The following is a 23,778-nucleotide window of genomic DNA, read 5'->3' as shown; positions in this document are numbered from 1 at the left end:
AACAGTGAATCAATTAGCCTCAAAAACAGGTTATCTCAGGAGGGGTCAATAATGAGCATAATAAAGGGAGCTAATCAGCTCCCTTTATTGTGACACTTTTTTAAGCATAGACTTGTTACTAGCCATGTAAAAAGTGAACTGCTATGCTTTCATGACTTTCTCGCCACGGGCAAGACCTACAACGCCTGAGCGAGAAACTTCAATCACCTTTGTGACTTCAGCAAGCGCGCTGATGAAGGCATCTATTTTTTCGCTGGTACCGGCCATTTGAATGGTATACAAGCTGGCGGTGACATCCACTATTTGACCACGGAAGATATCAGCAGTGCGTTTGACTTCTTCACGCATCTCTCCTTGGGCTTTAACTTTGACCAATGCCAGTTCTCGCTCAATATGGGCATTTTCAGTTATGTTAGAGACTTTTAAAATATCAATTAACTTATGAAGTTGCTTTTCAATTTGTTCGTGAACATCAGCTTCAGCATTCACCGTAATATTAAGGCGTGACAGGGTGGTGTCTTCTGTTGGCGCAACGGTTAAGCTTTCGATGTTGTAGCCACGCTGAGAAAACAGTCCAACCACACGAGACAATGCCCCTGGTTGGTTTTCTAATAATACAGAAATAATACGACGCATTAGCTTCTCTCCGTTTTACTTAACCACATATCTTTCATTGCTTCTCCACGGATCAACATTGGATAAACATGCTCTGTTTCATCAACGCTAATATCAACAAAGACTAACTTGTCTTTCATTGCCAATGCTTCAGCTAACTTTGACTCTAATTCGTTAGGATCACTAATCGTCATGCCAACATGGCCATAAGCTTCAGCGATTTTGGCAAAATTAGGCACTGAATCCATATAAGAGTGTGAATGACGACCTGAATAAATCATGTCTTGCCATTGCTTAACCATACCTAAGAAACGGTTATTCAAATTAATGATTTTTACTGGGGTGTCATATTGCAGCGCAGTTGAAAGTTCTTGAATATTCATTTGGATTGAACCATCACCCGTAACACACACTACGGTTTCATCTGGCATCGCCATTTTTACGCCCATGGCTGCAGGTAAACCAAAGCCCATGGTGCCAAGCCCACCTGAGTTAATCCAACGGCGTGGCTTATCAAATGGATAGTAAAGCGCGGCAAACATTTGGTGCTGACCCACATCAGAGGTGACGTAGGCATCGCCATTGGTTAATTTATGCAGTGTTTCGATCACTTGCTGTGGCTTTATGCGATTACTTGATTTGTCATAGGCTAAACAATCTTTTTCGCGCCATTGATTAATCTCAACCCACCAAGCATCAAGCGCTTCGCTGTCGTTGGTTTTTTCGGTGTCATCAAGTAAAGCTAACATGCTATCGAGGATATTTTCAGCAGAGCCAACAATCGGTATATCCACTCGTATGGTTTTAGAAATAGATGCCGGATCAATATCGATATGCAAAATGGTGGCATTAGGGCAATATTTTTCTACATTATTGGTGGTACGGTCATCAAAACGCACCCCAATACCAAAAATTAAGTCACAGTTGTGCATCGCCATATTAGCTTCATATAAACCGTGCATGCCTAACATACCTAAGCATTGTGGGTGAGTGCCAGGGAATGCGCCTAAGCCCATTAAGGTATTAATGACTGGAATATTGAGCTTTGCAGCTAGGCGAATAATTTGTTGGTCGCAACCTGAAATAATAGCGCCGCCGCCCACATATAACACAGGTTTTTTAGCCGATAACAGCGCTTGTAATCCACGGCGTATCTGACCTTTGTGGCCTGCGGTTGTCGGATTGTAAGAGCGCATATTAACGCTTTCAGGGTAAATGTATTCGTGCAGGACTTCAGGGTTTAAGCAATCTTTTGGTAAATCAACTACGACAGGGCCAGGTCTACCGGTTGCTGCAATATAAAAAGCTTTTTTGATGATTTCGGGGATTTCACGGGGATCTTTAACTAAAAAGCTATGTTTGACAATAGGGCGTGAGATCCCAATCATGTCACATTCTTGGAAAGCATCATTACCAATCAAATTACTCGGAACTTGGCCTGATAAAACCACTAAAGGAATAGAGTCCATGTAGGCGGTAGCAATACCGGTAATGGCGTTAGTAGCACCAGGACCAGAGGTTACCAGTACGACACCCACATCACCGGTGGCGCGGGCATAACCATCAGCCATATGCACAGCTGCTTGTTCATGTCTTACTAGGATATGCTCTACGCCAGAATCTTTGTGCAGCGCATCGTAGATGTCGAGTACTGAGCCACCTGGGTAGCCGAAAATGTGTTTTACGCCTTCATCGATTAACGAGCGCACTATCATGCTGGCGCCGGATAATTTTTCCATTGCTAAATCCTCTTAAGTTACCGTTATGGTAAACAGTATCTTGCTACAACGACGGTAATCGTTCTAAAAATAAGCCCGAACGGTAATTCGAACTCGCTTATCTACGCAGTAGAAAACCGCCTCAGATAATTTGACTAAATATGTATCTTGCTGATTTCCAAGATACCTTCATCATATTTATTTTTGAGCACGATACAAGTGTCTTGTTGAAATAAAGTAATTTAGGTGAAAGTATTTCATGATTGTTTAAGATAAATGACAATTAGGCGTTTTAAATTAATTAAAAAGCGTGAAAACTGCAGAAACTTGAATTAAACCGAGTATATTACGCTTGCTTGTATCGTGTTGTTTTTCGGACAGGTATTTGCTGAGTTTAAGGCGACTTTATTAAAATGTTTAAATAGGAAATATATGGACCCATCTGTTGTCATGTTGATGTTATCGGCCGCACTATTTTGCGCGACCATGACGGGCACACCCGGTCCTAATAATGTGCTATTGGCTAACTCTGGTGCTAATTTTGGTGTTAAACAAACAGTGCCGCATATGATTGGGATCCGTGTAGGCCAAACCAGTTTACATGTGGCTGTGTTATTGGGGTTAGGGTCTTTATTTGAGTCATGGCCGCTACTGCATCAGATGTTAAAATATGCATCCATTGGCTATTTGATCTATCTCGCGGTCAAAATAGCCACGCAACATGGACGCAATCAAGCCAGCGAAAGGGCTAAGCCGATAACCTTAGTTGAAGCGGCCTTTATCCAATGGATAAACCCTAAAACATGGATGGCTTCAATTAGCTTATTAAGCGCATTTACTATTAGTGGTGATTTATATTGGACAACGGCAATTGGTGGGGTGCTGGTATTCAATATTGTAGGGCTACCAATGTCATTGCTTTGGGTACTGATAGGCTCTTCTATCAGTCAGAAGTTAAACACACCTATTCGTCAGCGAAATTTTAATTGGTTGATGGCAACGATGTTACTAAGCACATTACCTATGGTGTTAGTGTGAATTTAAACGGCTCTTTATGAGCCGTTTTATCACAAGTTCAAGCAGCTAGATGATTAGTTTCTTGGCTGGGTGCGTTGGAACAATAAGCAACCCATCACGGCTATCACTGATAACAGCATCATCGCCGAAAATGGCACTGCGGTGCCAGTATAAAAGAAAGCCAATAAAGGGCCAGCTAATGAGCCAAAGCCAAATCTCAGAGTGCCAATTACAGCCGTTGCAGTACCGGTTTCTTGTTTAAATTTCATCAACACAATGGCATCGGCATTAACTGACATCACTCCTAAACAGCCCATTAATGGGATCAGCATGGCGACAGTAAAGTGGTAACTCAAGCCTAAAAGATTCACCAGCAACAAACCTGCGGCTGCTAAGGTGGCAAACACGGTTGCAGCAAACAGCATTCTGTTTGAGCCAAAACGCCCGACAATTCGAGAGTTTAAAATGTTCGCCAACATCAGAGCGCCGACATTAGTACTGAATAATATTGAAAATAAGGTTTTATCTAAATCAAAGACTTCCATATAAATGAAAGGCGAAGCTGTTAAATAACAGAAAAACGCAAAGGAAGTCAGTACTCCGCAACTAATATTGAGTTTCACACCTTGGCGGCTCAGCACGGTTTTATAGGCGTTTAAAAAAGACTTATTACTGCGGGCATCTTTTGCTTTGTCGCTGGGCATTTTTAATTTAAAAATAACCAACAAAAGCAAAAATATAGCATAACAACTTTGGCTTAAAAAGATTAACGGCCATTCACCCACTTCTAAAATTAAACTGCCTACACTGGGCGCAAGTAACGGCGCTAACATCATTATTAAGCTGACGTAAGACATTCCTTTGGCAGTATTGTCACCATAAACTTCCTTAATATAACCAGGTACCACAACCGTGGCAGCTGCGCCAATAAATGCTTGGGAAAAACGCAGCGCTAAAAATAACTCAATATTAGCGGTGATAGAAATAAAGAAACTGATTAAGGTAAACCCACTTAAGCCAAAAATGACCAAGGGTCTACGGCCAAAGCGATCAGCAAGCGGGCCAAAAGTGAGCATCCCTAGCGCGTAGCCCGCAAGGTAAATACTTAACGATTGCTGCACTGTGGTGACATGGGTTGAATAGCTGTCAGCAATGGCAGACATTGCTGGTAAATACATATCGATGGCTAATGGGGTGATGGCCACAATCGCAGCCAGCATCGGAATAAGCATGGCAAGGTTTGGGGAGTTCTGCGCCGAGGTCACAGAAGGAGAGTTAGAAGACATGCTGACAAAAACCTCATTGGATAGACATAAAATAGGATCACATCGAAGAATTTTATAGGAAAGAGAGTACGAAATTCTGGCAAAATTTTACCATGAAAAAGGTGATCAGCATCGAAAAATATCAGGAATTAAGTGTATTTTAATCTTTACTAAATCAGACTGTTGAGGCTTAACATTAAAGTAACATTGTTGTCGTTTTAGTGTCATCGAACTTGAGTAGCTTAGCGCCCAACTTTGCAACAATTACTTAATAGAGACTAAAGCATGAAAACGAAAATTTTTCCGTTAACCACATTTTTGCCGTTAACCACAGTAATGTCAATGATGCTGCTAGCAGGCTGTAATGGTGATGATGGTCTTAATGGCGTTCAAGGTGTTGATGGTACGAATGGTTTAAGCTCGTTAATCTCAATCACTGAATTAACTGCTGGCAATAGCCAGTGTCCATTTGGTGGTCAACAGATCGACACGGGGATTGATGTAAACATAAATGGTGTTTTAGACACAGATGAAGTGCTTGCTGGCCAAACTCAAATACTATGTGCTGAAGCTCAAGGTCAATTGCAGTTAGGGCTAATCGGTCGTTATGAATCAGGAATTTATGGCCAAAGCGCAGCAGAAATTGTTGACTTTCATCAGGCTAGCAACAGCGTATATGTAGTTAATGCACAAAGTGGCATGTTAGATGTCCTAGACTTATCTTCGTTAGCAAGGGTTAATTCAGATGACATAACGGCGATAACATTAAACAACCTCACTAAAACCTTAAGTGTAAACGTTGCTGAAGATGCTGAAATTAATGATTTAGGCAGCGTCAACAGTGTCAGTATTTATGGCGACTTATTAGCCGCCGCCGTTGAGAGAGCTGATAGTGCCGGCAATGCGACCCAAGGCAATGGTATCGTTGCATTTTATCAATTATCAGCCACTGCAGAGCCTGAATTTATTAAGGCCGTAGAAGTAGGGGCATTACCGGATAATGTGGTTTTTACCCATGATGGTGCCAAACTGGTTATAGCAAATGAAGGTGAGCCAAACTCTGATTATAGCGTTGATCCAGAAGGTACTATTGCGTTGATAGAGATTACCGATGGTCTGCCAGCAGATACTGCTACTTTGATTGATTTTAATGAATTTAATCTAGGTGAAGCTCGCCATAATGAGCTTAGTAATATGATTAAGATTAATGGACCAAACGCTTCAGTTTCACAGGATCTTGAGCCTGAGTATATTGCAGTGTCCAAAGATAATCAGTTTGCTTATGTCAGCTTACAAGAAAACAATGCTATCGCAGTGATTAACTTAGAGAATAATACCGTCGAAGCCATTAATGCTTTAGGCCTTAAAGATTACGGTAAAGCAGGTAATGAGCTTGATGCCAGCGACAAAGATGATGCCATTAATATCGTTAATTATGCTGGTGTCTATGGGATGTATCAGCCTGACACTATCGCCAGTTATCAATGGCATGGACAAGACTTTATTGTCACAGCCAATGAAGGTGATGCTCGTGATTATGATGGTTTTTCTGAAGAAGCCCGCGCCGATGATTTGATTTTAGACTCAAGCCACCCGCAAATATTAGCCGCCCAAGATAAAACTCAATTAGGCCGATTAAAGGTTACCACTAGCATGGGTGATGATGATAATGACGGCGATTTTGATAGAATTGTATCTTATGGTGGCCGCTCATTTTCTATCTGGAGTCATGCTGGTCAATTAGTCTTTGATAGTGGTAATGACTTTGAGAGGATTACCGCAGCAGTGCTAGGTGAAAACTTCAACAATCATAATGAAGAAAGCAAAGGCGATAGTCGCAGTGATGATAAAGGTCCTGAGCCTGAAGCGCTAGCGATAGGTAGAATCGGTGATAAAAATTATGCTTTCATCGGCTTAGAGCGTACATCTGGGATAATGATTTACGATATTACTAATCCTTTTGACGTCAGTTTTATTGACTATGTGGTGAACCGTGATTTTGATATCGACTTTGAAATAGACGGCGAAACCATGAGTGGGCAACCTGAGCTTGTGGGTGATTTAGGCCCAGAAGGGATGAAATTTATTCTAGCTGAGGATAGCCCTACAGGTTTGCCATTATTAATTATTGGCAATGAAGTAAGCGGCAGCACCAGTGTTTATCAAATAAGTTTTAATTAGCACAAAATAAGCTAAATCCATCGTTACACTCGAGCAGCAATCTTGACTCAGAACACTTACTCCAAAGACCAATATCAATTGATATTGGTCTTTTTGGTTTTTTGGTTCGTATGAGACAAGACATTATTGTTGTTTTTAATAGCAAAAAGGTGATTTTATTCTGATCTAGATCATGTATTCTGTCATTGTTTGATCAAGTTAACTATTTACCTAGGAGCACTCAATGGCATACGCAGACAGTCATACTTTTTTAATGGGTGAACATGTCATTTTAGAGCCGTTAACACTCGAGCATGTGCCAGCGCTAAGTCTTGCAGCTGCTGATGGCAACTTATGGGAGCTTTGGTATACCTCGGTTCCCCATGCCAATGATATGAAAGCTTATGTTGAAAAAGCCATAGCCCAAGAACAACTTGGCGAAGCATTGGCTTTTGCCGTGCGGGACAAAACCTCAGGTGAGGTGATCGGTAGCACCCGTATCTGCCAATGGGATCAACCTAATCGTCGCTTAGAAATTGGCTACACTTGGTATGCAAAACGTGCCCAGCGCACCGGTGTTAACACCGAAACCAAATTGTTATTACTCGATTATGCGTTTTCAACCTTGGATGTCATGGCGGTGGAATTTCGCACCCATTGGCACAATCAAGCATCAAGGCAGGCAATTACGCGTCTTGGGGCTAAGCAAGATGGGGTGTTAAGAAACCATAAACTTTTGAAAGATGGCACAGTCAGAGACACAGTTGTTTACTCCATTATTGATTCAGAATGGCCAACGGTTAAGCAGCATTTAAAGCATCGTTTAGCTCATTACCAACAACAATTTAGCAATAGCATTGCGCACTCAGAAATTAATTACTAAGAAAGGATACAGTATGTTTAAAAAAGGATATCAGTTCGCCGCTGCGATCACGTTAGTTGCCACTAGCTTAAGCGTACAGGCGCAAGATAAAGCTGAAGCCGCATTTACTAATGAATTAGTCCAATGTGCCGCATATTATCAAATTAGCTCTAGCATGATTATGGGTATGAATGCGCCGCAGATGAAACCGGTTGGTGAAAGATTGAAAACATCAGCAGTTGAAGCTGAAAAATTAGCCGCGGGCTACTTAAGTGCCGAAAAGGCGGCTAAAGCGGTCACAGAAGCGAAAAACCAGCAGCTTGCCAGTTTACAAGGCCAAAGCGGCTTAGGTCCGTTAATGAATAAATACAAAGAAGTGTGTAAAAAAGCGGTGTTAGATCCTAAGGCGCGTCTCGATTACTGGGCAATGGTGACTATGTAATTTTAAGTTTGCGGCGCGCCAAGGTATTTTAAACCAAGGCGCGTTAGTTTTGTTAAAGTCTGAGCTAGTACATATAATGCAATTATCCCTCATGCAGTTAATTCTCATACCAAGCTCCAAGCCATAATCGATCGACTGAAATCGGTATTTAGTCATTTATTTTTGGGTCCATTTCCCTTTAGCTGTTTGGATAAAATGACTTTTTCTAGCTGCGGCAATGGCTTTTTGCGCAGCTCTTGCAGCGACATCTTCAGTGGATAATTTATTCTTTTTGGCAATTTTTTGATAATGTAGCTTTCGCTTACTATTTACCTCAGTTATTAATGTTTTTGCGTCGTTATCATTGACCACCAAACCAAGATAACCATTAGTTTGCTCACCAACTAATCCTTGGTCTTTAGCTTGTTGCAATGTCAACGCAGCTACATTTGAACTCAGTGTTAACCCTAGAAGTAACGTTAAAACTAAAGCCATGATTTTTGTGTTCATTATTGCTTCCTTATTGATTAAAACAGCTCATCATCTTCTAAAAGAATATCGAGCTCTTTATCGATTTTTATAATGATTTCATGCTCAATTTTTACATTAAGATTAATGACAATAGGCTTATCTGGTGGCTCAATTTTAACGGTTGGGGTACAGGCGCCTATCAGCAGTACAGATGCGGCAATAAGAAATATTCGGTAAATCGACTGAGTGTTCACAAAGGTGTCCTTTTACTTCACGGAACGTTCAATATCATTTTGCAGTTGGTTACCAATCTGCGTGCTTTTGTATAATTGAAATAGGTTCTCTTCATGAGAGTAGTTCAAATGAATAGGTCGTTCAATATCTTTGCTTTGTCCTTTTACTTGAACGGCTAATTGGGCATCGCCATTTTGTTGCATATCAAGTGTGCTTATTAGCTCGGAATACTGCAAGTGTTCTAATGCTTGCGCCACTATCTCTAAATGAGGTTGGCTTGCTTTCACTTGCTCAAGTGCTGGGTTATTAGAGACTTTGATTAAGCCGCCAGGGGCTCGGGCGGCTAAATGGCCTCCGGCAATATTAATTTTTCCATCAACTAAAGTCGCGGGTAAGACTCCGTCAAAGATCCCATCGGCATATACGCCTACTTGAGGCTGTGCTGCCAGTAAGGTTTGTAAACTAATGCCGTTAAGCATCAAATAGCCTTCTGACTTATCGTGTAATTTTAAAAAAAACTCAGGTATTAAAAACTCGCCATCCAGTAAATTGCCCCGTGCTGTTAAGTTGACGTCTGTATCACTTAAACCTGTGATTTCTTGTAACCAGTTTTTGGCAGGTATTTGCTCATTTTTACCTAATGAAATATCGGCTTTGAGATTGAGTTCATCTAAGTTTATGCCGACATAGGCGTTAGCAATGTTTAGCTCAGTTTGTTGACACAATAATCGACTTTGGCTGTAGGTTTTTGTTAATAATTGTGAGCTATGGGCTTGTTGCCAGTTAAATTGGCATTGGGCATTGATACTGCCATTATCAAAAAACATTTCGTTGTACTGCGCCTCAACATCAGAGAGTGACTGAGTAAATTTCATTTCAAATAAGGATACCCCTTGGCTTTCAACAAGGGCAAAACCAGCATCCAATTTATTATGGCCTGCAATGGATAAATCACTCGGCAGCATTTGAGTTTGCGCTAACACTCCAAGCAGAGGGGCTAAATCAGAGTCAGTGTGCCACTGACCGGCTAATGATAAAGGGTTATTATTTTTAGGTAGTTGCAGTAGGTGGTAGCTCGATAGTGCTAGCTCATCAAGTTGCCAAAGCTCTTTACCTGTGAGCAGCTGGCTGTGTAACTGCAGGTTTTGTTCAAGGGTTAAGCTGTCTAATCGCAGTAGTGGATAGCGGCGCAGTTTTGATTTAGTCGGGATCAATTTATCGATGCGGATATCGTTTAATTGCCAGATTAAATCACTGCTATTGCGCTGATTTAATAATGACGTAAGTAAGCTTGGTTGGCTTTTGATGTCATTAGTTGAATTGTTACTAGCTAGATTCTTAGGCTGGTTCATACTTGAAGGTAAGAGCTTTGAGGTTAATTCATCCACGGGTAACGTCGCTGGCATAAATAACTCAATTGCTTGTTTAGCATCAACAGCAAATTGGCCTAAATGTATTTCAAGCGATTCTTTGGCGTTAATCGTATCAGTTGCCGTGCTTAGATCTTGAAGATGAAACTTATCAAATCCGAATGAGAAGTCATTGAGCTTTATTTGGCTGCCGTCAATGGTTGAACTAAGCTCGCTAGCCCCTTGTTGTTGCCAGTTCAGTCCCTCAAAGGCGATAAGTTTGTTGGCAGATATTAAGCTTAAATCACTAAGCTGTAATTGAGCGTTTTGTTTGAGGCTAACTTTGGTTGTGGGGTGATTTTGACTTAGCTGATGCTCAACAGCTAATTGGCCTGTTAAGCTTGCGCCATCAATAATTAAAGTACTGTCGACATTATCTAAGTGACTTAAATCAATTGGTTTAACTTGGTTGATATCAACATTTATTGCGCTTTTTACTTGGTAATTTTCATTAGCAATAGCGGCGCTGTTATCAGTAAAAATGAGCTGAGTAGTAAGCAGTGGATGGGCTATTTGTGCATTGAATGAAGCTATATGTAAATCATAATGGCTATTTGAGTTTGGGCTATCGTTAGCCAGTGTGATATCCATGTAAGTCGGTGAGTTAAACGCCAAAGACCAGTCAATAGTGGCGTCACCCTTAGGTAATCCTGTATTTGTCTCGGCGCTAAGCTTAGCAACTTGAGTCAGTAATGACTGTATATTGTTCTCACTTTGGTTTTTTTCGAGATTTTGGCGATCTTCGACTTTTTGATTTACGTTGGCAACGCTATCTGCACGATTACCTTGAATATCATTTAAGTAACCGCTGAGTTTTATAAGCGCCTTTGGGCTGGTGGATTGCTGCCACGAAAACGGCGCTAAAGAAATTGATACCCGCTGATTAGCATTATGTGTATCTTGTGGCTGATAATTAACCTCGAGGCTGATGGGCATTTCAGGTTTAAAGCTAATAGTACTATTAACGTTATTGTCAGCAGTTGGCGCGATTTCAATATTGCTAATTTCGTGATGACTGCTGATTGACCCACTTGGTAAATCTAATCGTGTTTGCCCTAACCAGTTGCCATTAAATTGATAATTTGCCGCTGAAATAGGCGTTATTACAGGGGCTAAAGCTTGGGATAATAGTTGTAATCCCTGCTGTTCATCTGTATTCGTGGTGGCCGTTATTCTCTGAGTCACTGACTGTTCCAGCAATTGCAGGCTTTGGAGCACTTTATTGATATCGACATCGGAATTAAGCTGCCACTCACGTGGATTTAGGCTTAGCGCAATATCAATAAACTCTTGCTGCATAAGCAACAGCTTACCTGTCAGTATTGTTGAAGTTGAAGTAGCAAAAGATGTAGCAGCGCTTTTTTTACGACTTGTTTGATTAACTGCTATGTTTTGATTTTGACCACTGGCAGCAAGGCTTAAATTATGCGCCTCGATTAACGGCTGAGTTAAGTCTTTATCATCAGCCCAGTAAATATTTATCTTAGCCAGCTCAATGAACGGCAAATGATTGATACTCAGGCCGACATCAGCGTCAGTTGTTGCTTGGTTATCTTTACCCACAAAACGGCGCTTAAGAAATGAATAACCTAAGTTAACATCAATTCTTTCTACTGTAACAGCCTCAAAATCTTGTATTGTCAGAGCCATGTTTTTTAATGCGCCATAGCCATCGACTAATCTTAGCTCGGCATTGTGTAAGCTAATTACACTATCTTCATACTCAAGGGAGATAAATTTAAAATTGAGTTTATTAACAGTATCAAAGCTAACCGCGAGATCTTTAACCTGAATATCATAAGCCGAGGTGAGGGTGTTAAGTACTTTTAAGGCGATAGGGCGAAAATTTTGTTGCAGCACAAGCAAGCCTAATGCAATGGTAAAAAAGCATAGGATAAAGAATCGTTTAACAGTAAAAAGGCGAACTGTCATTTGGGCTGAGTAGTCTTTTAAGATATTGATTGTAAGCTAGTTTATCACAGCAGTTTACTCGCTGATATCACCCTGTTAACAACAGCAGGTTAAGCTGTGCTATTAACAGGGAAATAACTGATGCAAATTATGCTTATCGCCAGCGAATGTGGGTTGTGAGGGTATGACTTTCACCTGCTTGCAAGTGAACTTCATCTTCTAATACGTTAGCCGCTTCAAGGCAAACCATAGTGAGATAGTCATTATCATTAAAGCGAGATAAACGCTGGGACTTATCAATCCACGGATTCCATAACACCGCAGACTGGCTGTTTTCACGGCTGACTTCAATATCACCAGCTGCAGTATGCAGTACCTGGGTTTGTGCTAAACCTGTATAAACTCGGTCAGTTTCACGGTCAAATAACACGTCGTCAGACTCTTGGGCAAAAGGGCCTTTGGCAAATTCTATGTATTTGGAATCTTTAAAGCCTGAGGCTTTAAGTTGATGAATATCCTCAATAGGAAAATAACTGTGCAATGCTTGGGTAAAGTTAATTGGGTAATCAGCATTGTTTTTATTCACTATGCTGACAGTTAACGTTTCAGACAGTGAAAATAATACACTTACCTCAGTATCATGTGGCCAATACTGTTGCTGCTCGGCTGAAACTTTCAAGGTAAACACTAAATCAACAATTTGATTGCGCATTTTAACGGATGCTAAAGACCATAAACTGGTGCGGGCAAAACCATGCTGCGGGAAACCTTCAATGTCACTGGCACCAAACCATGGCCAACATATTGGAATGCCGCCGCGAATACCGTTACCCGGCTGATAATCATCAGCATCAGAGACCCATAACAAAGGCGCTTTATCTTTGGGCTGGAAAAAATCTATTTGAGCCCCTTGATGAAATATACGTGCCTGACAAAGTGGGGTATTAACTTCGACAAATTCCAAACCGTTTGGGTGTTTTTTAGTGGTAACCGAACCCATAATGCGTGTTCCTTGTTGTAGATATCGTTAGAGAAATAACTAAGCTCTAGCTTACAAAGTTTTGCGACATAACTTAAGCTATTTGGGCTTTGATTTTATGGTTTTAGTGTTCGGCAAAAGCGATAAGCAATAATGCTAATGTTGCCGAGATTAAGTATTAAGAGATGTGCTTTAATATAATCATTTAATTTAGCTGCGGCTGAAATGTAATAAGCGATTATTGGCCGGCATTGAGGTGTCGGCTTGTAAGCTTAGGCCTTGATCGCTTGCAAGTGATGTTATCCACTCTATATCTCTAATACCGCTTTGAGGGTTATTTTGCTTAAGCCACATATCAAATTGCGCATTACTGTCGCTACTAAATTGACCTTGATAATTAAACGGCCCATAAATTGCGACATTAGCATGTAAATTAAGATATTGCCCTAAGCCTTCAAAAAAGGCGACTACCATAGATTCGCTCATAATGTGAAGAGTATTGGCGCTAAATAAACCATCAATGTTTGTCGCAATTTGTGCACTTGGCCAAGCCTTGGTGACATCAAGTTCGATTGCGGCTAGTAGGTTTTCAGGACCTTCAATGTGGATGCGGCTATTAAGCTGGGCTAAGTAATCACTTTGATCGCTAGCTTGCCAGATTAAGTGAGGTAAATGTTTAGCAAAATAAACACAATGCTGACCAGTACCACTGCCGATTTCTAATACTTGTGTTGAACTTGAAAAAACCGACTTTAACTCAGTTAAAATCGGTTTTTTATTATTTTCACAAGCTTGGGAAAACGGCAGTTGAGAGAGTTCGCTTAAGATAGGTCGACCTTTTCCATTTCTAATTGCTGCAATGCGATAACTGCTTGGGTGCGGTTTCTCACCCCGAGTTTACGAAATATTGCTGTGGCATGGGCCTTAATTGTTGCTTCAGATACACCAAAGTCATAGGCGATTTGCTTATTGAGTAAGCCTTCTGCAAACATTTGCAATACCCGATATTGCTGCGGGGTTAAGTCTGAAAGCTTACTGGCCATTTGGCTTGAAGGATCATCAGAAACGGGGAGTACTTCAGTTCCTTTAGGCAGCCAAATATCTCCTTGAAGAACGCCATCAAGGGCTTCTTTAAGGGTATCCATAGATGCCGACTTAGGAATAAAGCCTGAGCTACCGTAATGAATAGCACGACTGATGGTTTGGATATCTTCGTGAGCTGAAATCACCACCACAGGAATGTCAGGGTAATGGCCACGTAAATGTATTAGCGTAGAGTACCCATGGGATCCCGGCATTTGAAGATCAAGTAAAATGAGGTCAAGCTCACTGGCTTTATCATCAAGTATATGTTGCAGCGCTTCAGCACTGTCTGCTTCAAACCAATTGGTACCTTGAAAGGCATTACTTAACGCTTGTCTTAATGCATTTCGAAATAATGGATGGTCATCGGCAATAATTATATTTAAGTTATGTAGCTTCATGGCTTTTTAATAGTCTTGTTTGCACGTGAAGAAGATTTAATGTAACAGATAAGTAAGATAAAATTCTAGGGTTTATCAAATACAAAGCGGCAAACGAACAATTTAACTCATTATTTTAGACTTTTGTCTAATAAGCTTATGGGTTAAAGGCATGATTGTACGTAAAAACAGAAAGTAACGGAGCGAAAGAGTCATTCCGTTACTTAAACCTGCTTTTTGATAAGCAACTCGCCATTGAATAGGGTCAATCACGATTTATGATGGGCAGTTTTTTATAGCAATTTGAGTTTATGGCCACACTTGAGTTGGAGCGCGCTGCTCATCAACGGCGACGAATGTAAATACCCCGCGTATGGCATGCTCACGCTTGTCTTGATACATATCTTCAAGGAATATATTCACTTCAACTTTAATTGATGTGTTACCGACGTGGATAACGCGGGCAATTAACTCAGCTAAGCTACCTGCCGGTATCGCTTTTTTAAAATCAATGCGATCAGAACTAACAGTAACTAAAGACTTACGGCAAAAACGGGTGGCCGCAATAAAGGCGGTTTCATCCATCCACGCCAATGCATCGCCACCAAAAAGGGTGTTGTGATGGTTGGTATTGGAAGGGAAAATTGCTTTAATCACTCGCGACTCTGATTGTTCGATTCGCTTAGCGACATCTTCATGAAAACTAAGCTGTGATGTGATTTCTGTTTGACTAGTGGAGGGCATATAACGACCTAATATTATGCTTTTATGTGGCGGCTTCGCCAAGGTGGCGCGATTATACGTTTAAGCGGGAATAAAGGGTAGCTGTGCGAGGGAGTAGTAGCCTTAGATTAGCAAAGTTTAATTATAATAATATGCACAAGTTTCATGAGCCTCTAACTTGTTTTAGGTTAAATCAACAAGGCCAATAACACAGGTCTTTAGTAGGCTAATACTTTAGCAATGTGGTACTAACCTGCGCTGCTGGTTTTTCTGAACTGCTTGGGGCAAATATCGTTACTATATATAAACGGTCAAATTCAGATTTTTCATTAATCTCAGTGCCGGGTTCGCCGCCCAGTAAATTCACCAGTTTAGGGGTGGTATTGCTGTGTCCAACCACTAATACCTTAGCGCCACTATTAAGCTGTAATTGGCTGGCAAATTCAGCTAACTCTCTGGGATTATAGTAACTGATTTTGAGGTATTGTGAGTTAGCTGTTGGCAGCGCTGTTTGCTCTGTGCGCTGGTATTGAGTGCTATAAACGGCATCAAGCTTAATTGCTGATAAGGTATTCGCTAAAGCAAGGGCGCGATTTTTACCTTGTTCTGTTAATTGTGGATCTTCACCAGTTTGTTTTTCACCATGGCGAACCAAAAAAATGGTGCTGGTTTTATGGGACGTTGATGCGCTAGCGTTAGACATAGCAGGAGTATTATGGCTATTTACTGCGGCGTTTTTTTCATTGGCTGTGGCGAGAATTGGCGAACTTAATCCAATGAAAATTATCGATATGATGCTTAACTGAAATATAATTTTTACTGAAGGGTAGCTCATCATTTTATTATCGCTTTTCGGGGGGAGTTGTTGATTAAGTAATTAACGAGAGTCGCTTAATATTAGTCACTTAACCTTAGTCAAGTAACATGAGTCACCTTACATTAGTCAAATAACATGAGTCACTTTACCTTAGTAAAGTAACATGAGTCACTTAACTTTAGTAAAGTAACATGAGTCACTTAACTTTAGTAAAGTAACATGAGGCACTTAACCTTAGTAAAGTAACATGAGGCACTTAACTTTAGTCACTTAACATTAGACTAGGACAGCAATTAACGAGACTATTATTACTGTCTTAGCCTAGATAAATAACTCAAGTGGCTAGCGATGGCTGACTTTAAAGAACAGTAGAATGTCCAATAATTTATCCGATGGAAAAATCTAGTTGCAGGGTGGTTTCTGCTTCAACGGGTTTGCCATCAACAAATTTTGGCGCATAACGCCATTTCTCAAGTGCTTTTAATGCTTCTATTTCAAAGGATTTCCCACCTTTGGATTTTATCACTTTAGGATTGGTGACAAAGCCATTTTTATCAATCGTTAATGACAATTGAACTAAGCCTTCTTTTCGTTGAATCAGCTTTGATCTGGGATAATTAGGGTTAGATCTAAATAGTGGTGTTTGCTCTTGATTAGCTTCCCATGGCGTCATATTTCCAATGGCTACGCAATGCTCGGTAGCCTTGGTTGGCTCATCTTGCAAGCTGTAAATTTCAACTAATTTAGCGTGAGCACTTAACTGGAAGGGATGGTCATAATCGAGCACGCTGTACTCTTTAATGGCTTGTAAAAGTTTAGTTTCAGCTTCAGAGTATTGTTTTTCCCAAAGTAATACTGAGCCGAGCAGATAGGTAGCATCGACTCTATCTGCAGAATTAGCCGGTAAATGCTGCACGTATATCGTTTCAGCATCAATTAGAAATTGCTTAACTCTAGAAGTATAAAACTCAGTATTCACCAAGCGTTTAAATGCCAGCATCAAGGTTTTAGCATGTAATAGTGGATTGCCAGAGTCTTCACTAATATTTATTGCTTCATTGAGTAAAGATCTTGCTTGTTTGTTATTTGTAGTGGCATCGGCCAGTAAGGTGAGTGGATCAATTAATTCTATATCGTCAATGGCGTCACCATTGGTACGATAAATATCTAAGGCCAATTGGTAAAAAGTCATTGCTTGTGATTTTTGCGCGTTTTTAGTTAACGCAGTAGCTAAATTTAAGGCTAAATTAGCGCTATTAATATTATCCTCGCCAAATTTGAGCTTACCTAAATCAAACGCTAACCGGGCATATTGTAGTTCTAACACCGCATCATTATTTTCTAATGCTAAATTATAATCTTTAAATGCAGTATTAAAATCGCTGTTAGCAGCCAAAGATGTCACAGGCAAAAGTAAGCTACTAACAAGTACAGCTATGGTTTTAAGAGATGATGATGATTTCATGTAAATCCTTTTAAATAATCAATATTTTGTGCTTGATATTTTCCTTTAAGCTGGCAGTTTTTTTTACCTGAGTCAAACTTGCAAGCTGTTAGCGGCAAAAACATTGAGCTCATGGGGCAATAATTGTTTAAGGCTGTGGCGGCAAATCTATTTATAGGTAACAGGTTTTTATCGGCAATTTATGTTGCTATTCCCGCTATCTCTACAATACTTAAAGCTTAAAGCATCATATTTTTGTTTTAAAAAGGCAAGGTTGGTTGTTCCAATGAACGATTCAAGGATGAAGTATGTCACCATTTGCAGGCTTGTTAAGAGAGCTCACCGCATCAAATGAATCATTATGCATTTGGCGTAAAGTGGTATTTGACCGGATATTTACCACGTTAGCCTTCCTTTGTATTCCCGTTTACTTTACTAGTGTTTATTTGTGTATTGTTCAAGGCTTATGGCCGATGGCGATCTTTAATACAGTGGTTTATGCCACCTTATTGCTGATTATTTATAAAAACAACTTAGCAAATAGACTGCGATTCATCATTGGTTGCTTACTTGCCTATATGATTGGAACAGGCTTCTTACTGGCGATAGGCCCAAGTGGTGCCGGTTTTTTCTGGTTATTTCTTTTTCCTCCATTAACAGGGGTGTTATTAGGTCGTAATGCCAGTTATTGGGCGCAAATACTCAATGCCATGTCGTTAGTTATTGTCGGTATTTGCGGTCATTATAATTGGTTGCCTTGGCCGAGTATTGAAGGCTACAACAGTATTATTTGGGCGGTTGTATGCATTAATTTTGTGGCAGCTAATGCCATTCTTACGCTTTCTGTCAGTTATTTATTAGAAAAATTATTCAGTTCGTTACAGTCAACATTAACTTCAAGAAGAGCAACTGTGATTGGTTTAGCCAAATTGGCAGAATATCGCGACAATGAAACAGGCGCTCATTTATTACGTATGCAGCACTATGCCGCGTTATTGGCAAGCCAAAGAGGGTTAGACAAAGATGCGCCTAATGAGTTAACTGGCTCATTTGTAGAAGAAATAACTCTGTCAGCTGTATTACATGATATTGGTAAAGTGGGGATTGCCGATGCTATTTTATTAAAACCGGGTCGACTAACCCCTGAAGAGTTTGAAAATATTAAAGCTCATCCAGTGATTGGCGCAGAAGTGTTAGATTCTCTAATTGAATTTGCGCCTCAATGCAGTTTTATAAAAATGGGCCGTGATATTGCTGGTGGGCATCATGAAAAGTGGGATGGCAGTGGTTACCCTAAAGGGCTAAAAGGTCTCGAGATCCCATTGTCTGCAAGAATAGTCGCGCTAGTGGATGTGTACGATGCGCTGACTTCACCACGGTGTTACAAAAAGCCCTTTAGTCATTATGAAGCGGTAAGAGTGATAGTTGCAGGAAAGGGCAAACATTTTGATCCAAGGTTGGTTGAGAGCTTTATGAGCGTACATGAACAATTTCAGCAATTATCATTAAGCTCATTAGATGACGATCCCGCTTATACCAATGTTCCTTGTTTACAAGCAGTGGAGCCGTCGGCACAAAAAGTGAGTTAACGTCAGTACAAGTTAAAGCGATAAAAAAGCCAGTTAGGTTACCCTAACTGGCTTTTTTATAAGTTAATACTTGAGCCGTTATTTGGCTAAAAGTGCTTTACGTTCTTTAGAGGCTTGGGCTAAATCACGTAATAATTTTTCTGAGTCTTCCCAATGCAGGCAAGCATCAGTGATACTTTGACCGTATGTTAATGGCTGGCCTTCAACGACTTTCTGGTTGCCTTCAATCATAAAGCTTTCTGCCATAATCCCTGCAACCGCAGTGCTGCCAGCGCGCATTTGCGCCATGATGCTATCAGCAACTTTTAGCTGGTTTTTATGTTTTTTCTCACTATTACCATGGCTAAAATCAACCACCATACGTTGGGTTACGCCAACGGTTTCGAGCTGGGCGCGGACGATTTCAACATCTTCGGCTGAATAGTTCGGGGTTTTACCACCACGTAAAATGATATGGCCATACGGGTTACCGTGTGTACGATAAACTGCCATAGCACCATCTTTATCTGGTGAATAGAATATATGTGGTACTTGGGCGGCGCGAACAGCATCGACTGCAATATTAATGTTGCCGTCAGTACCGTTTTTAAAGCCAACAGGGCAAGATAAAGCCGACGCCATCTCACGGTGAATTTGGCTTTCAGTGGTGCGGGCACCAATAGCGCCCCAGGTAATTAAATCGGCAATATATTGACCATTGACCATATCTAAAAACTCAGTGGCAATAGGCAGTTTTAATTCAGTGATTTGCTGAAGTAAATGACGCGCCATACGTAAGCCTTTGTTTGGGCTAAAACTACCATCAAGATCAGGGTCTGAGATTAATCCTTTCCAGCCAACAATAGTACGCGGCTTTTCAAAATAAACCCGCATCACAATGCATAAGTCGTCTTTTAACTCATGGTGAAGTTTGGCTAACCGCTGGGCGTAATCTAAAGCGGCTTCGGTGTCATGTATTGAACAAGGACCAATGATGACCAATAAACGTTGATCTTCGCCAGCAATAATGGCTTCAACTTCATGACGTTGCTCAACTAAATAATCGGCAGCATCTTGCGTCAGTGGGTATTCAGATGCGAGTTGCGCAGGAGAAATAACCTTACATAAAAGGGATGTACGTAGTTCGTCTGTTTTAATAGTCATTCACTTTACCGAGCATGTTTGCGATGAATTAACATCATATTGCTCGAGATTATAACTAATTAGCAGGCGTTAGACACGGACAAATCATGCAGGTTTTTGAACTGATATCATTTTATTCACATAAGTTAGCCGAAAATGTTATGAATTTCACATTTTCGGCTTAACAGTTAAATAACCACAGCGACATTAAAATTAAAACATGTGACGCTTCAGCCCGGTAATATCGAGGATTTTAGCTGAAATCTCTTCTACAGAATGAGATGTGGTATTAACAAACGGGATCCGTTCTTTTTTATACATCATTTCTACTTCTTTCACTTCAATCCGGCATTGTCTTAGTGATGAATAGCGGCTGTTTTCCATGCGGCCTTGGCGAATTTCATGTAAACGTTGGGGATCAATGGTTAAGCCAAATAATTTGGACTTATTACGTTTTAACGCTTCAGGTAACTTGAGATTATCCATGTCATCTTCAACAAAAGGGTAGTTTGCTGCTTTAATGCCAAATTGCATAGAAAGATACAAACTCGATGGCGTTTTACCGCAACGAGAAACACCTAGCAAAATAATGTCAGCTTTATCCATATGTTTCATGGTTTGACCGTCATCATTATCTAAAGTGAAATTAATCGCATCAATACGATTATCATAAGATTCGTTAGTCGTGCTTTTACCGTGAGTTCGGTTGATCACCGGCGCAGCTTTTATACCCAGTTGTTGTTCTAATGGCGAAACAAAGGTGTTCAAAAAATCATAATCTAAACCTTCACTGGAGAAAATAATATCGCGAATGTCGGAATTTACGATGGAATGGAACACAACGGGTCTTAAGCTTGTTGTAATAAAACTATCATTGATTTGTTGTTTTACCTTTTCAGCTTTAGCAATGCTGTCAACAAATGGAATTGTAAGTGCTTCAAAATCAACTGGAAATTGGGATAGGACAGCATGGCCAAATACTTCTGCTGTGATCGCGGTCCCATCTGAGATATAGAATACTTTTGGTGTCATTTCAGCCTCTTGTAGTAATAAAATTACAAATAAAATTATACATTTACGGTTGTTGAGGGGGAGTGTAGAATGCCTCTGCCCTCGTGTGAAGGGGCCATTGAAATAAACTTGTGGAGAGATAACTGTGCAGCAATACATACTCTGGTATCAAGAATTAGGCATGGGTGATGTAAACAAGGTTGGCGGCAAGAACGCGTCACTTGGTGAAATGATCAGTAACCTGGCTAATGCCGGTGTTCAAGTACCTGGCGGATTTGCGACTACATCTCATGCATTTAATGAGTTTCTAGAGCAAAGTGGTGTTAACCAGAAAATTTTCGACATCTTGGCAACCCTTGATGTTGATGATGTAAACGAACTTGCAAAAGTTGGTGCGCAGATCAGACAATGGGTTATCGACACCCCATTTCAACCAGAACTAGAAGATGCGATTCGTGAAGCTTACGAGCAACTTTCTAGCGAGACTCAAGAAGCTTCATTTGCAGTGCGTTCATCAGCAACAGCTGAAGATATGCCAGATGCTTCGTTTGCGGGTCAACAAGAAACTTTCCTAAACGTTAAAGGCTTTGAAGCTGTACTGCTTGCGATTAAGCATGTTTACGCATCGCTATTTAACGACCGCGCAATTTCCTATCGTGTTCACCAAGGTTACGAGCATCAAGGTGTGGCATTATCTGCTGGCGTACAACGCATGGTACGTTCAGATAAAGCGTCTTCTGGTGTGATGTTTACCATGGACACTGAATCAGGTAATAACGACGTTGTCTTTATCACTTCATCATTTGGTTTAGGTGAAATGGTAGTACAAGGCGCTGTTAACCCTGATGAATTCTATGTTCACAAACCAATTTTAGCGCAAGGGCATAAAGCCGTTGTGCGCCGTAATATCGGTAGCAAGATGATTCAGATGGTTTACTCTGATGATGCTTCTCACGGCAAGCAAGTTAAAATCGAAGATGTTGCAGCAGCTGAGCGCGGCACTTTCTCTATTAATGATGAAGAAGTGATGGAGCTTGCAAAGCAAGCGGTGATCATTGAACAACATTATGGCCGTGCAATGGATATCGAATGGGCAAAAGATGGCAACGACGGTAAGTTATATATCGTTCAAGCTCGTCCTGAAACTGTTCGTAGCCGTGAAGACGTGCAATTAATTGAACGCTACCACTTAAAATCCAAAGGTGCTGTTGTTTCAGAAGGACGCGCGATTGGTCATAAAATCGGTACTGGTGTAGCTAAAGTGCTAGCCTCTATCGAAGACATGGATCAAATCGAGCCAGGTGATGTACTCGTTACTGACATGACTGATCCAGATTGGGAACCTATCATGAAGCGCGCTAGCGCAATTGTCACTAACCGTGGTGGCCGAACTTGTCACGCAGCAATTATTGCGCGTGAGCTTGGTGTTCCTGCAGTTGTTGGTTGTGGTGATGTTACTGACAGTATCAAAAATGGCCAAGTAGTGACTGTATCTTGTTCTGAAGGCGATACCGGTTTCATCTACGATGGTAAGCAAGAGTTTGAAGTTATCACTAACCGTGTTGATACCTTGCCTGAACTACCAATGAAAATCATGATGAACGTCGGTAACCCTGATCGTGCATTTGATTTCGCCCGTTTACCTAACGAAGGTGTGGGACTTGCGCGTCTTGAGTTTATTATCAATCGCATGATTGGTATTCACCCTAAAGCGCTGCTTGAATTTAATTCACAACCTGCTGAGCTGCAGCAAGAAATCAATGAAATGATTGCAGGTTACGAATCACCAGTTGAGTACTATGTCGCTCGTCTAGTGGAAGGTATCGCAACCATTGGTAGTGCGTTCTATCCTAAGAAAGTTATCGTACGTATGTCAGACTTTAAGTCTAACGAATACGCTAACCTTGTTGGTGGTGACCGTTACGAGCCTGAAGAAGAAAACCCAATGTTGGGCTTCCGTGGTGCTAGTCGTTATATCTCTGAATCGTTCCGTGACTGTTTTGCTCTAGAATGTGAAGCAATTAAACGTGTGCGTAATGATATGGGCCTTAAGAACGTTGAGATTATGATCCCATTCGTTCGTACCGTTGATGAAGCTGCACAAGTTATTGAGCTTCTTAAAGAAGAAGGTCTAGAACGCGGTAAAGACGGTCTTCGCGTTATTATGATGTGTGAGTTACCTTCAAACGCATTATTAGCTGACCAGTTCCTTGAACACTTCGATGGCTTCTCTATCGGTTCAAACGATTTAACTCAGTTAACTTTGGGTCTAGATCGCGACTCTGGCATTATCAGTCACTTATTCGATGAGCGTAACGATGCAGTAAAAGCGTTACTTTCATTAGCAATTAAAGCCGCTAAAAAGAAAGGTGCTTATGTGGGTATTTGTGGCCAAGGCCCTTCTGACCATGCAGACTTTGCGCAATGGCTTGTAGAGCAAGGTATTGATACCGTATCACTTAACCCTGATACCGTTATCGACACTTGGTTATATTTAGCAGAAGAACATGCTTAATATGCTTGAAAAGTTAGTTTTTAGTTAACTAA

At 40.8% G+C, this 23,778-nt stretch carries 20 protein-coding genes; 6 read left to right on the top strand and 14 right to left on the bottom strand.

What is annotated here, in order from left to right:
* Window positions 1–141: 141 nt before the first annotated feature.
* Together ilvN and Q4591_RS07625 are read right to left on the bottom strand one after the other, a co-directional pair.
* Complete coding sequence (ilvN, locus tag Q4591_RS07630) at window positions 142–636, bottom strand: acetolactate synthase small subunit (RefSeq protein ID WP_076537586.1); 495 nt, start codon at window positions 634–636, stop codon at window positions 142–144.
* Window positions 636–2,354 carry an acetolactate synthase 3 large subunit gene (locus tag Q4591_RS07625; RefSeq protein ID WP_303460334.1) on the bottom strand — a complete coding sequence of 573 codons (1,719 nt, stop codon included), beginning with the start codon at window positions 2,352–2,354 and terminating at the stop codon, window positions 636–638. The genes ilvN and Q4591_RS07625 overlap by 1 nt, the downstream gene beginning before the upstream one ends.
* A 411-nt stretch (window positions 2,355–2,765) precedes the next feature.
* On the opposite strand from Q4591_RS07625, the gene Q4591_RS07620 reads away from it, so the two are divergent.
* Entirely contained in the window at window positions 2,766–3,371 is a 606-nt protein-coding gene (locus tag Q4591_RS07620; protein ID WP_303460331.1) for a LysE family translocator, read from the top strand.
* Between the two features lie 53 nt (window positions 3,372–3,424).
* Here the strand turns inward: Q4591_RS07620 and Q4591_RS07615 are convergent, their stop codons facing one another.
* A complete protein-coding gene (locus Q4591_RS07615) occupies window positions 3,425–4,636 on the bottom strand; it encodes a multidrug effflux MFS transporter (RefSeq protein ID WP_303460328.1) in 1,212 nt (403 codons plus the stop codon).
* 264 nt (window positions 4,637–4,900) lie between these two features.
* Between Q4591_RS07615 and Q4591_RS07610 the strand changes: the two genes are divergently transcribed.
* The 3 genes from Q4591_RS07610 (at window position 4,901) to Q4591_RS07600 (ending at window position 8,079) form a co-directional block, all read left to right on the top strand.
* Window positions 4,901–6,796, top strand: a complete 1,896-nt coding sequence (locus Q4591_RS07610) for a choice-of-anchor I family protein (protein WP_303460326.1) — start codon at window positions 4,901–4,903, stop codon at window positions 6,794–6,796.
* A 223-nt stretch (window positions 6,797–7,019) separates the two neighbouring features.
* Window positions 7,020–7,658, top strand: coding sequence for a GNAT family N-acetyltransferase (locus Q4591_RS07605; RefSeq protein ID WP_102438183.1), 639 nt, complete (start codon window positions 7,020–7,022; stop codon window positions 7,656–7,658).
* Window positions 7,659–7,671: 13 nt separating this feature from the next.
* Window positions 7,672–8,079: a hypothetical protein gene (locus tag Q4591_RS07600; RefSeq protein ID WP_102438181.1), complete on the top strand. Its 408-nt coding sequence runs from the start codon at window positions 7,672–7,674 to the stop codon at window positions 8,077–8,079.
* Between the two features lie 156 nt (window positions 8,080–8,235).
* Here Q4591_RS07600 and Q4591_RS07595 read toward each other — a convergent pair whose 3' ends face one another.
* The 9 genes from Q4591_RS07595 to Q4591_RS07555 form a co-directional block, all read right to left on the bottom strand.
* A complete protein-coding gene (locus Q4591_RS07595; RefSeq protein ID WP_102476248.1) occupies window positions 8,236–8,568 on the bottom strand; it encodes a YdbL family protein in 333 nt (110 codons plus the stop codon).
* 17 nt (window positions 8,569–8,585) lie between these two features.
* Window positions 8,586–8,768 (bottom strand): YnbE family lipoprotein, encoded by a 183-nt coding sequence (locus Q4591_RS07590; protein ID WP_241901002.1) that lies wholly within the window; start codon window positions 8,766–8,768, stop codon window positions 8,586–8,588.
* A gap of 27 nt (window positions 8,769–8,795) precedes the next feature.
* The gene (locus Q4591_RS07585) at window positions 8,796–12,032 is read right to left on the bottom strand and encodes a YdbH domain-containing protein (protein WP_303460323.1); all 3,237 of its coding nucleotides are present in this window, start codon (window positions 12,030–12,032) and stop codon (window positions 8,796–8,798) included.
* Between the two features lie 205 nt (window positions 12,033–12,237).
* Window positions 12,238–13,083, bottom strand: a complete 846-nt coding sequence (locus Q4591_RS07580) for a D-hexose-6-phosphate mutarotase (protein WP_102438173.1) — start codon at window positions 13,081–13,083, stop codon at window positions 12,238–12,240.
* Between the two features lie 189 nt (window positions 13,084–13,272).
* The gene (locus Q4591_RS07575) at window positions 13,273–13,914 is read right to left on the bottom strand and encodes a DUF938 domain-containing protein (RefSeq protein WP_102438171.1); all 642 of its coding nucleotides are present in this window, start codon (window positions 13,912–13,914) and stop codon (window positions 13,273–13,275) included.
* Window positions 13,884–14,546: a response regulator transcription factor gene (locus tag Q4591_RS07570; RefSeq protein ID WP_076537614.1), complete on the bottom strand. Its 663-nt coding sequence runs from the start codon at window positions 14,544–14,546 to the stop codon at window positions 13,884–13,886. The genes Q4591_RS07575 and Q4591_RS07570 overlap by 31 nt, the downstream gene beginning before the upstream one ends.
* Before the next feature lie 288 nt (window positions 14,547–14,834).
* The gene (locus Q4591_RS07565; RefSeq protein ID WP_102438169.1) at window positions 14,835–15,269 is read right to left on the bottom strand and encodes an acyl-CoA thioesterase; all 435 of its coding nucleotides are present in this window, start codon (window positions 15,267–15,269) and stop codon (window positions 14,835–14,837) included.
* Between the two features lie 205 nt (window positions 15,270–15,474).
* On the bottom strand, window positions 15,475–16,086 hold the full coding sequence (locus Q4591_RS07560) for a histidine phosphatase family protein (RefSeq protein ID WP_198589282.1): 612 nt from the start codon (window positions 16,084–16,086) through the stop codon (window positions 15,475–15,477).
* Between the two features lie 364 nt (window positions 16,087–16,450).
* Complete coding sequence (locus tag Q4591_RS07555; RefSeq protein WP_102476250.1) at window positions 16,451–17,530, bottom strand: TonB family protein; 1,080 nt, start codon at window positions 17,528–17,530, stop codon at window positions 16,451–16,453.
* 287 nt (window positions 17,531–17,817) lie between these two features.
* On the opposite strand from Q4591_RS07555, the gene Q4591_RS07550 reads away from it, so the two are divergent.
* Entirely contained in the window at window positions 17,818–19,098 is a 1,281-nt protein-coding gene (locus Q4591_RS07550; protein WP_303460318.1) for an HD-GYP domain-containing protein, read from the top strand.
* Window positions 19,099–19,176: 78 nt separating this feature from the next.
* Here Q4591_RS07550 and Q4591_RS07545 read toward each other — a convergent pair whose 3' ends face one another.
* Both Q4591_RS07545 and Q4591_RS07540 read right to left on the bottom strand, forming a co-directional pair.
* On the bottom strand, window positions 19,177–20,241 hold the full coding sequence (locus tag Q4591_RS07545) for a 3-deoxy-7-phosphoheptulonate synthase (protein WP_102436529.1): 1,065 nt from the start codon (window positions 20,239–20,241) through the stop codon (window positions 19,177–19,179).
* Between the two features lie 192 nt (window positions 20,242–20,433).
* Window positions 20,434–21,252, bottom strand: a complete 819-nt coding sequence (locus Q4591_RS07540) for a pyruvate, water dikinase regulatory protein (protein ID WP_102476252.1) — start codon at window positions 21,250–21,252, stop codon at window positions 20,434–20,436.
* Between the two features lie 124 nt (window positions 21,253–21,376).
* On the opposite strand from Q4591_RS07540, the gene ppsA reads away from it, so the two are divergent.
* Window positions 21,377–23,746, top strand: a complete 2,370-nt coding sequence (gene ppsA, locus Q4591_RS07535) for a phosphoenolpyruvate synthase (RefSeq protein ID WP_303460314.1) — start codon at window positions 21,377–21,379, stop codon at window positions 23,744–23,746.
* Window positions 23,747–23,778: the final 32 nt, after the last annotated feature.

It is taken from the genome of Shewanella sp. 3_MG-2023 (genome assembly GCF_030548765.1).
Classification (GTDB): Bacteria; Pseudomonadota; Gammaproteobacteria; order Enterobacterales; family Shewanellaceae; genus Shewanella.
Note: the sequence above shows the minus strand (reverse complement) of the source record. Positions and strands in the feature narration are given on the sequence as shown.

What these genes read in the sequence shown, in the direction of transcription:
- ilvN (WP_076537586.1), bottom strand. Translation starts at nt 636, where the DNA reads ATGCGTCGTATTATTTCTGTATTATTAGAAAACCAACCAGGGGCATTG.
- Q4591_RS07625 (WP_303460334.1), bottom strand. Translation starts at nt 2,354, where the DNA reads ATGGAAAAATTATCCGGCGCCAGCATGATAGTGCGCTCGTTAATCGAT.
- Q4591_RS07580 (WP_102438173.1), bottom strand. Translation starts at nt 13,083, where the DNA reads ATGGGTTCGGTTACCACTAAAAAACACCCAAACGGTTTGGAATTTGTC.
- Q4591_RS07565 (WP_102438169.1), bottom strand. Translation starts at nt 15,269, where the DNA reads ATGCCCTCCACTAGTCAAACAGAAATCACATCACAGCTTAGTTTTCAT.
- Q4591_RS07560 (WP_198589282.1), bottom strand. Translation starts at nt 16,086, where the DNA reads ATGATGAGCTACCCTTCAGTAAAAATTATATTTCAGTTAAGCATCATA.
- Q4591_RS07555 (WP_102476250.1), bottom strand. Translation starts at nt 17,530, where the DNA reads ATGAAATCATCATCATCTCTTAAAACCATAGCTGTACTTGTTAGTAGC.
- Q4591_RS07540 (WP_102476252.1), bottom strand. Translation starts at nt 21,252, where the DNA reads ATGACACCAAAAGTATTCTATATCTCAGATGGGACCGCGATCACAGCA.
- Q4591_RS07600 (WP_102438181.1), top strand. Translation starts at nt 7,672, where the DNA reads ATGTTTAAAAAAGGATATCAGTTCGCCGCTGCGATCACGTTAGTTGCC.
- Q4591_RS07620 (WP_303460331.1), top strand. Translation starts at nt 2,766, where the DNA reads ATGGACCCATCTGTTGTCATGTTGATGTTATCGGCCGCACTATTTTGC.
- Q4591_RS07615 (WP_303460328.1), bottom strand. Translation starts at nt 4,636, where the DNA reads ATGTCTTCTAACTCTCCTTCTGTGACCTCGGCGCAGAACTCCCCAAAC.
- Q4591_RS07605 (WP_102438183.1), top strand. Translation starts at nt 7,020, where the DNA reads ATGGCATACGCAGACAGTCATACTTTTTTAATGGGTGAACATGTCATT.
- Q4591_RS07610 (WP_303460326.1), top strand. Translation starts at nt 4,901, where the DNA reads ATGAAAACGAAAATTTTTCCGTTAACCACATTTTTGCCGTTAACCACA.
- Q4591_RS07595 (WP_102476248.1), bottom strand. Translation starts at nt 8,568, where the DNA reads ATGAACACAAAAATCATGGCTTTAGTTTTAACGTTACTTCTAGGGTTA.
- Q4591_RS07545 (WP_102436529.1), bottom strand. Translation starts at nt 20,241, where the DNA reads ATGACTATTAAAACAGACGAACTACGTACATCCCTTTTATGTAAGGTT.
- Q4591_RS07550 (WP_303460318.1), top strand. Translation starts at nt 17,818, where the DNA reads ATGTCACCATTTGCAGGCTTGTTAAGAGAGCTCACCGCATCAAATGAA.
- Q4591_RS07570 (WP_076537614.1), bottom strand. Translation starts at nt 14,546, where the DNA reads ATGAAGCTACATAACTTAAATATAATTATTGCCGATGACCATCCATTA.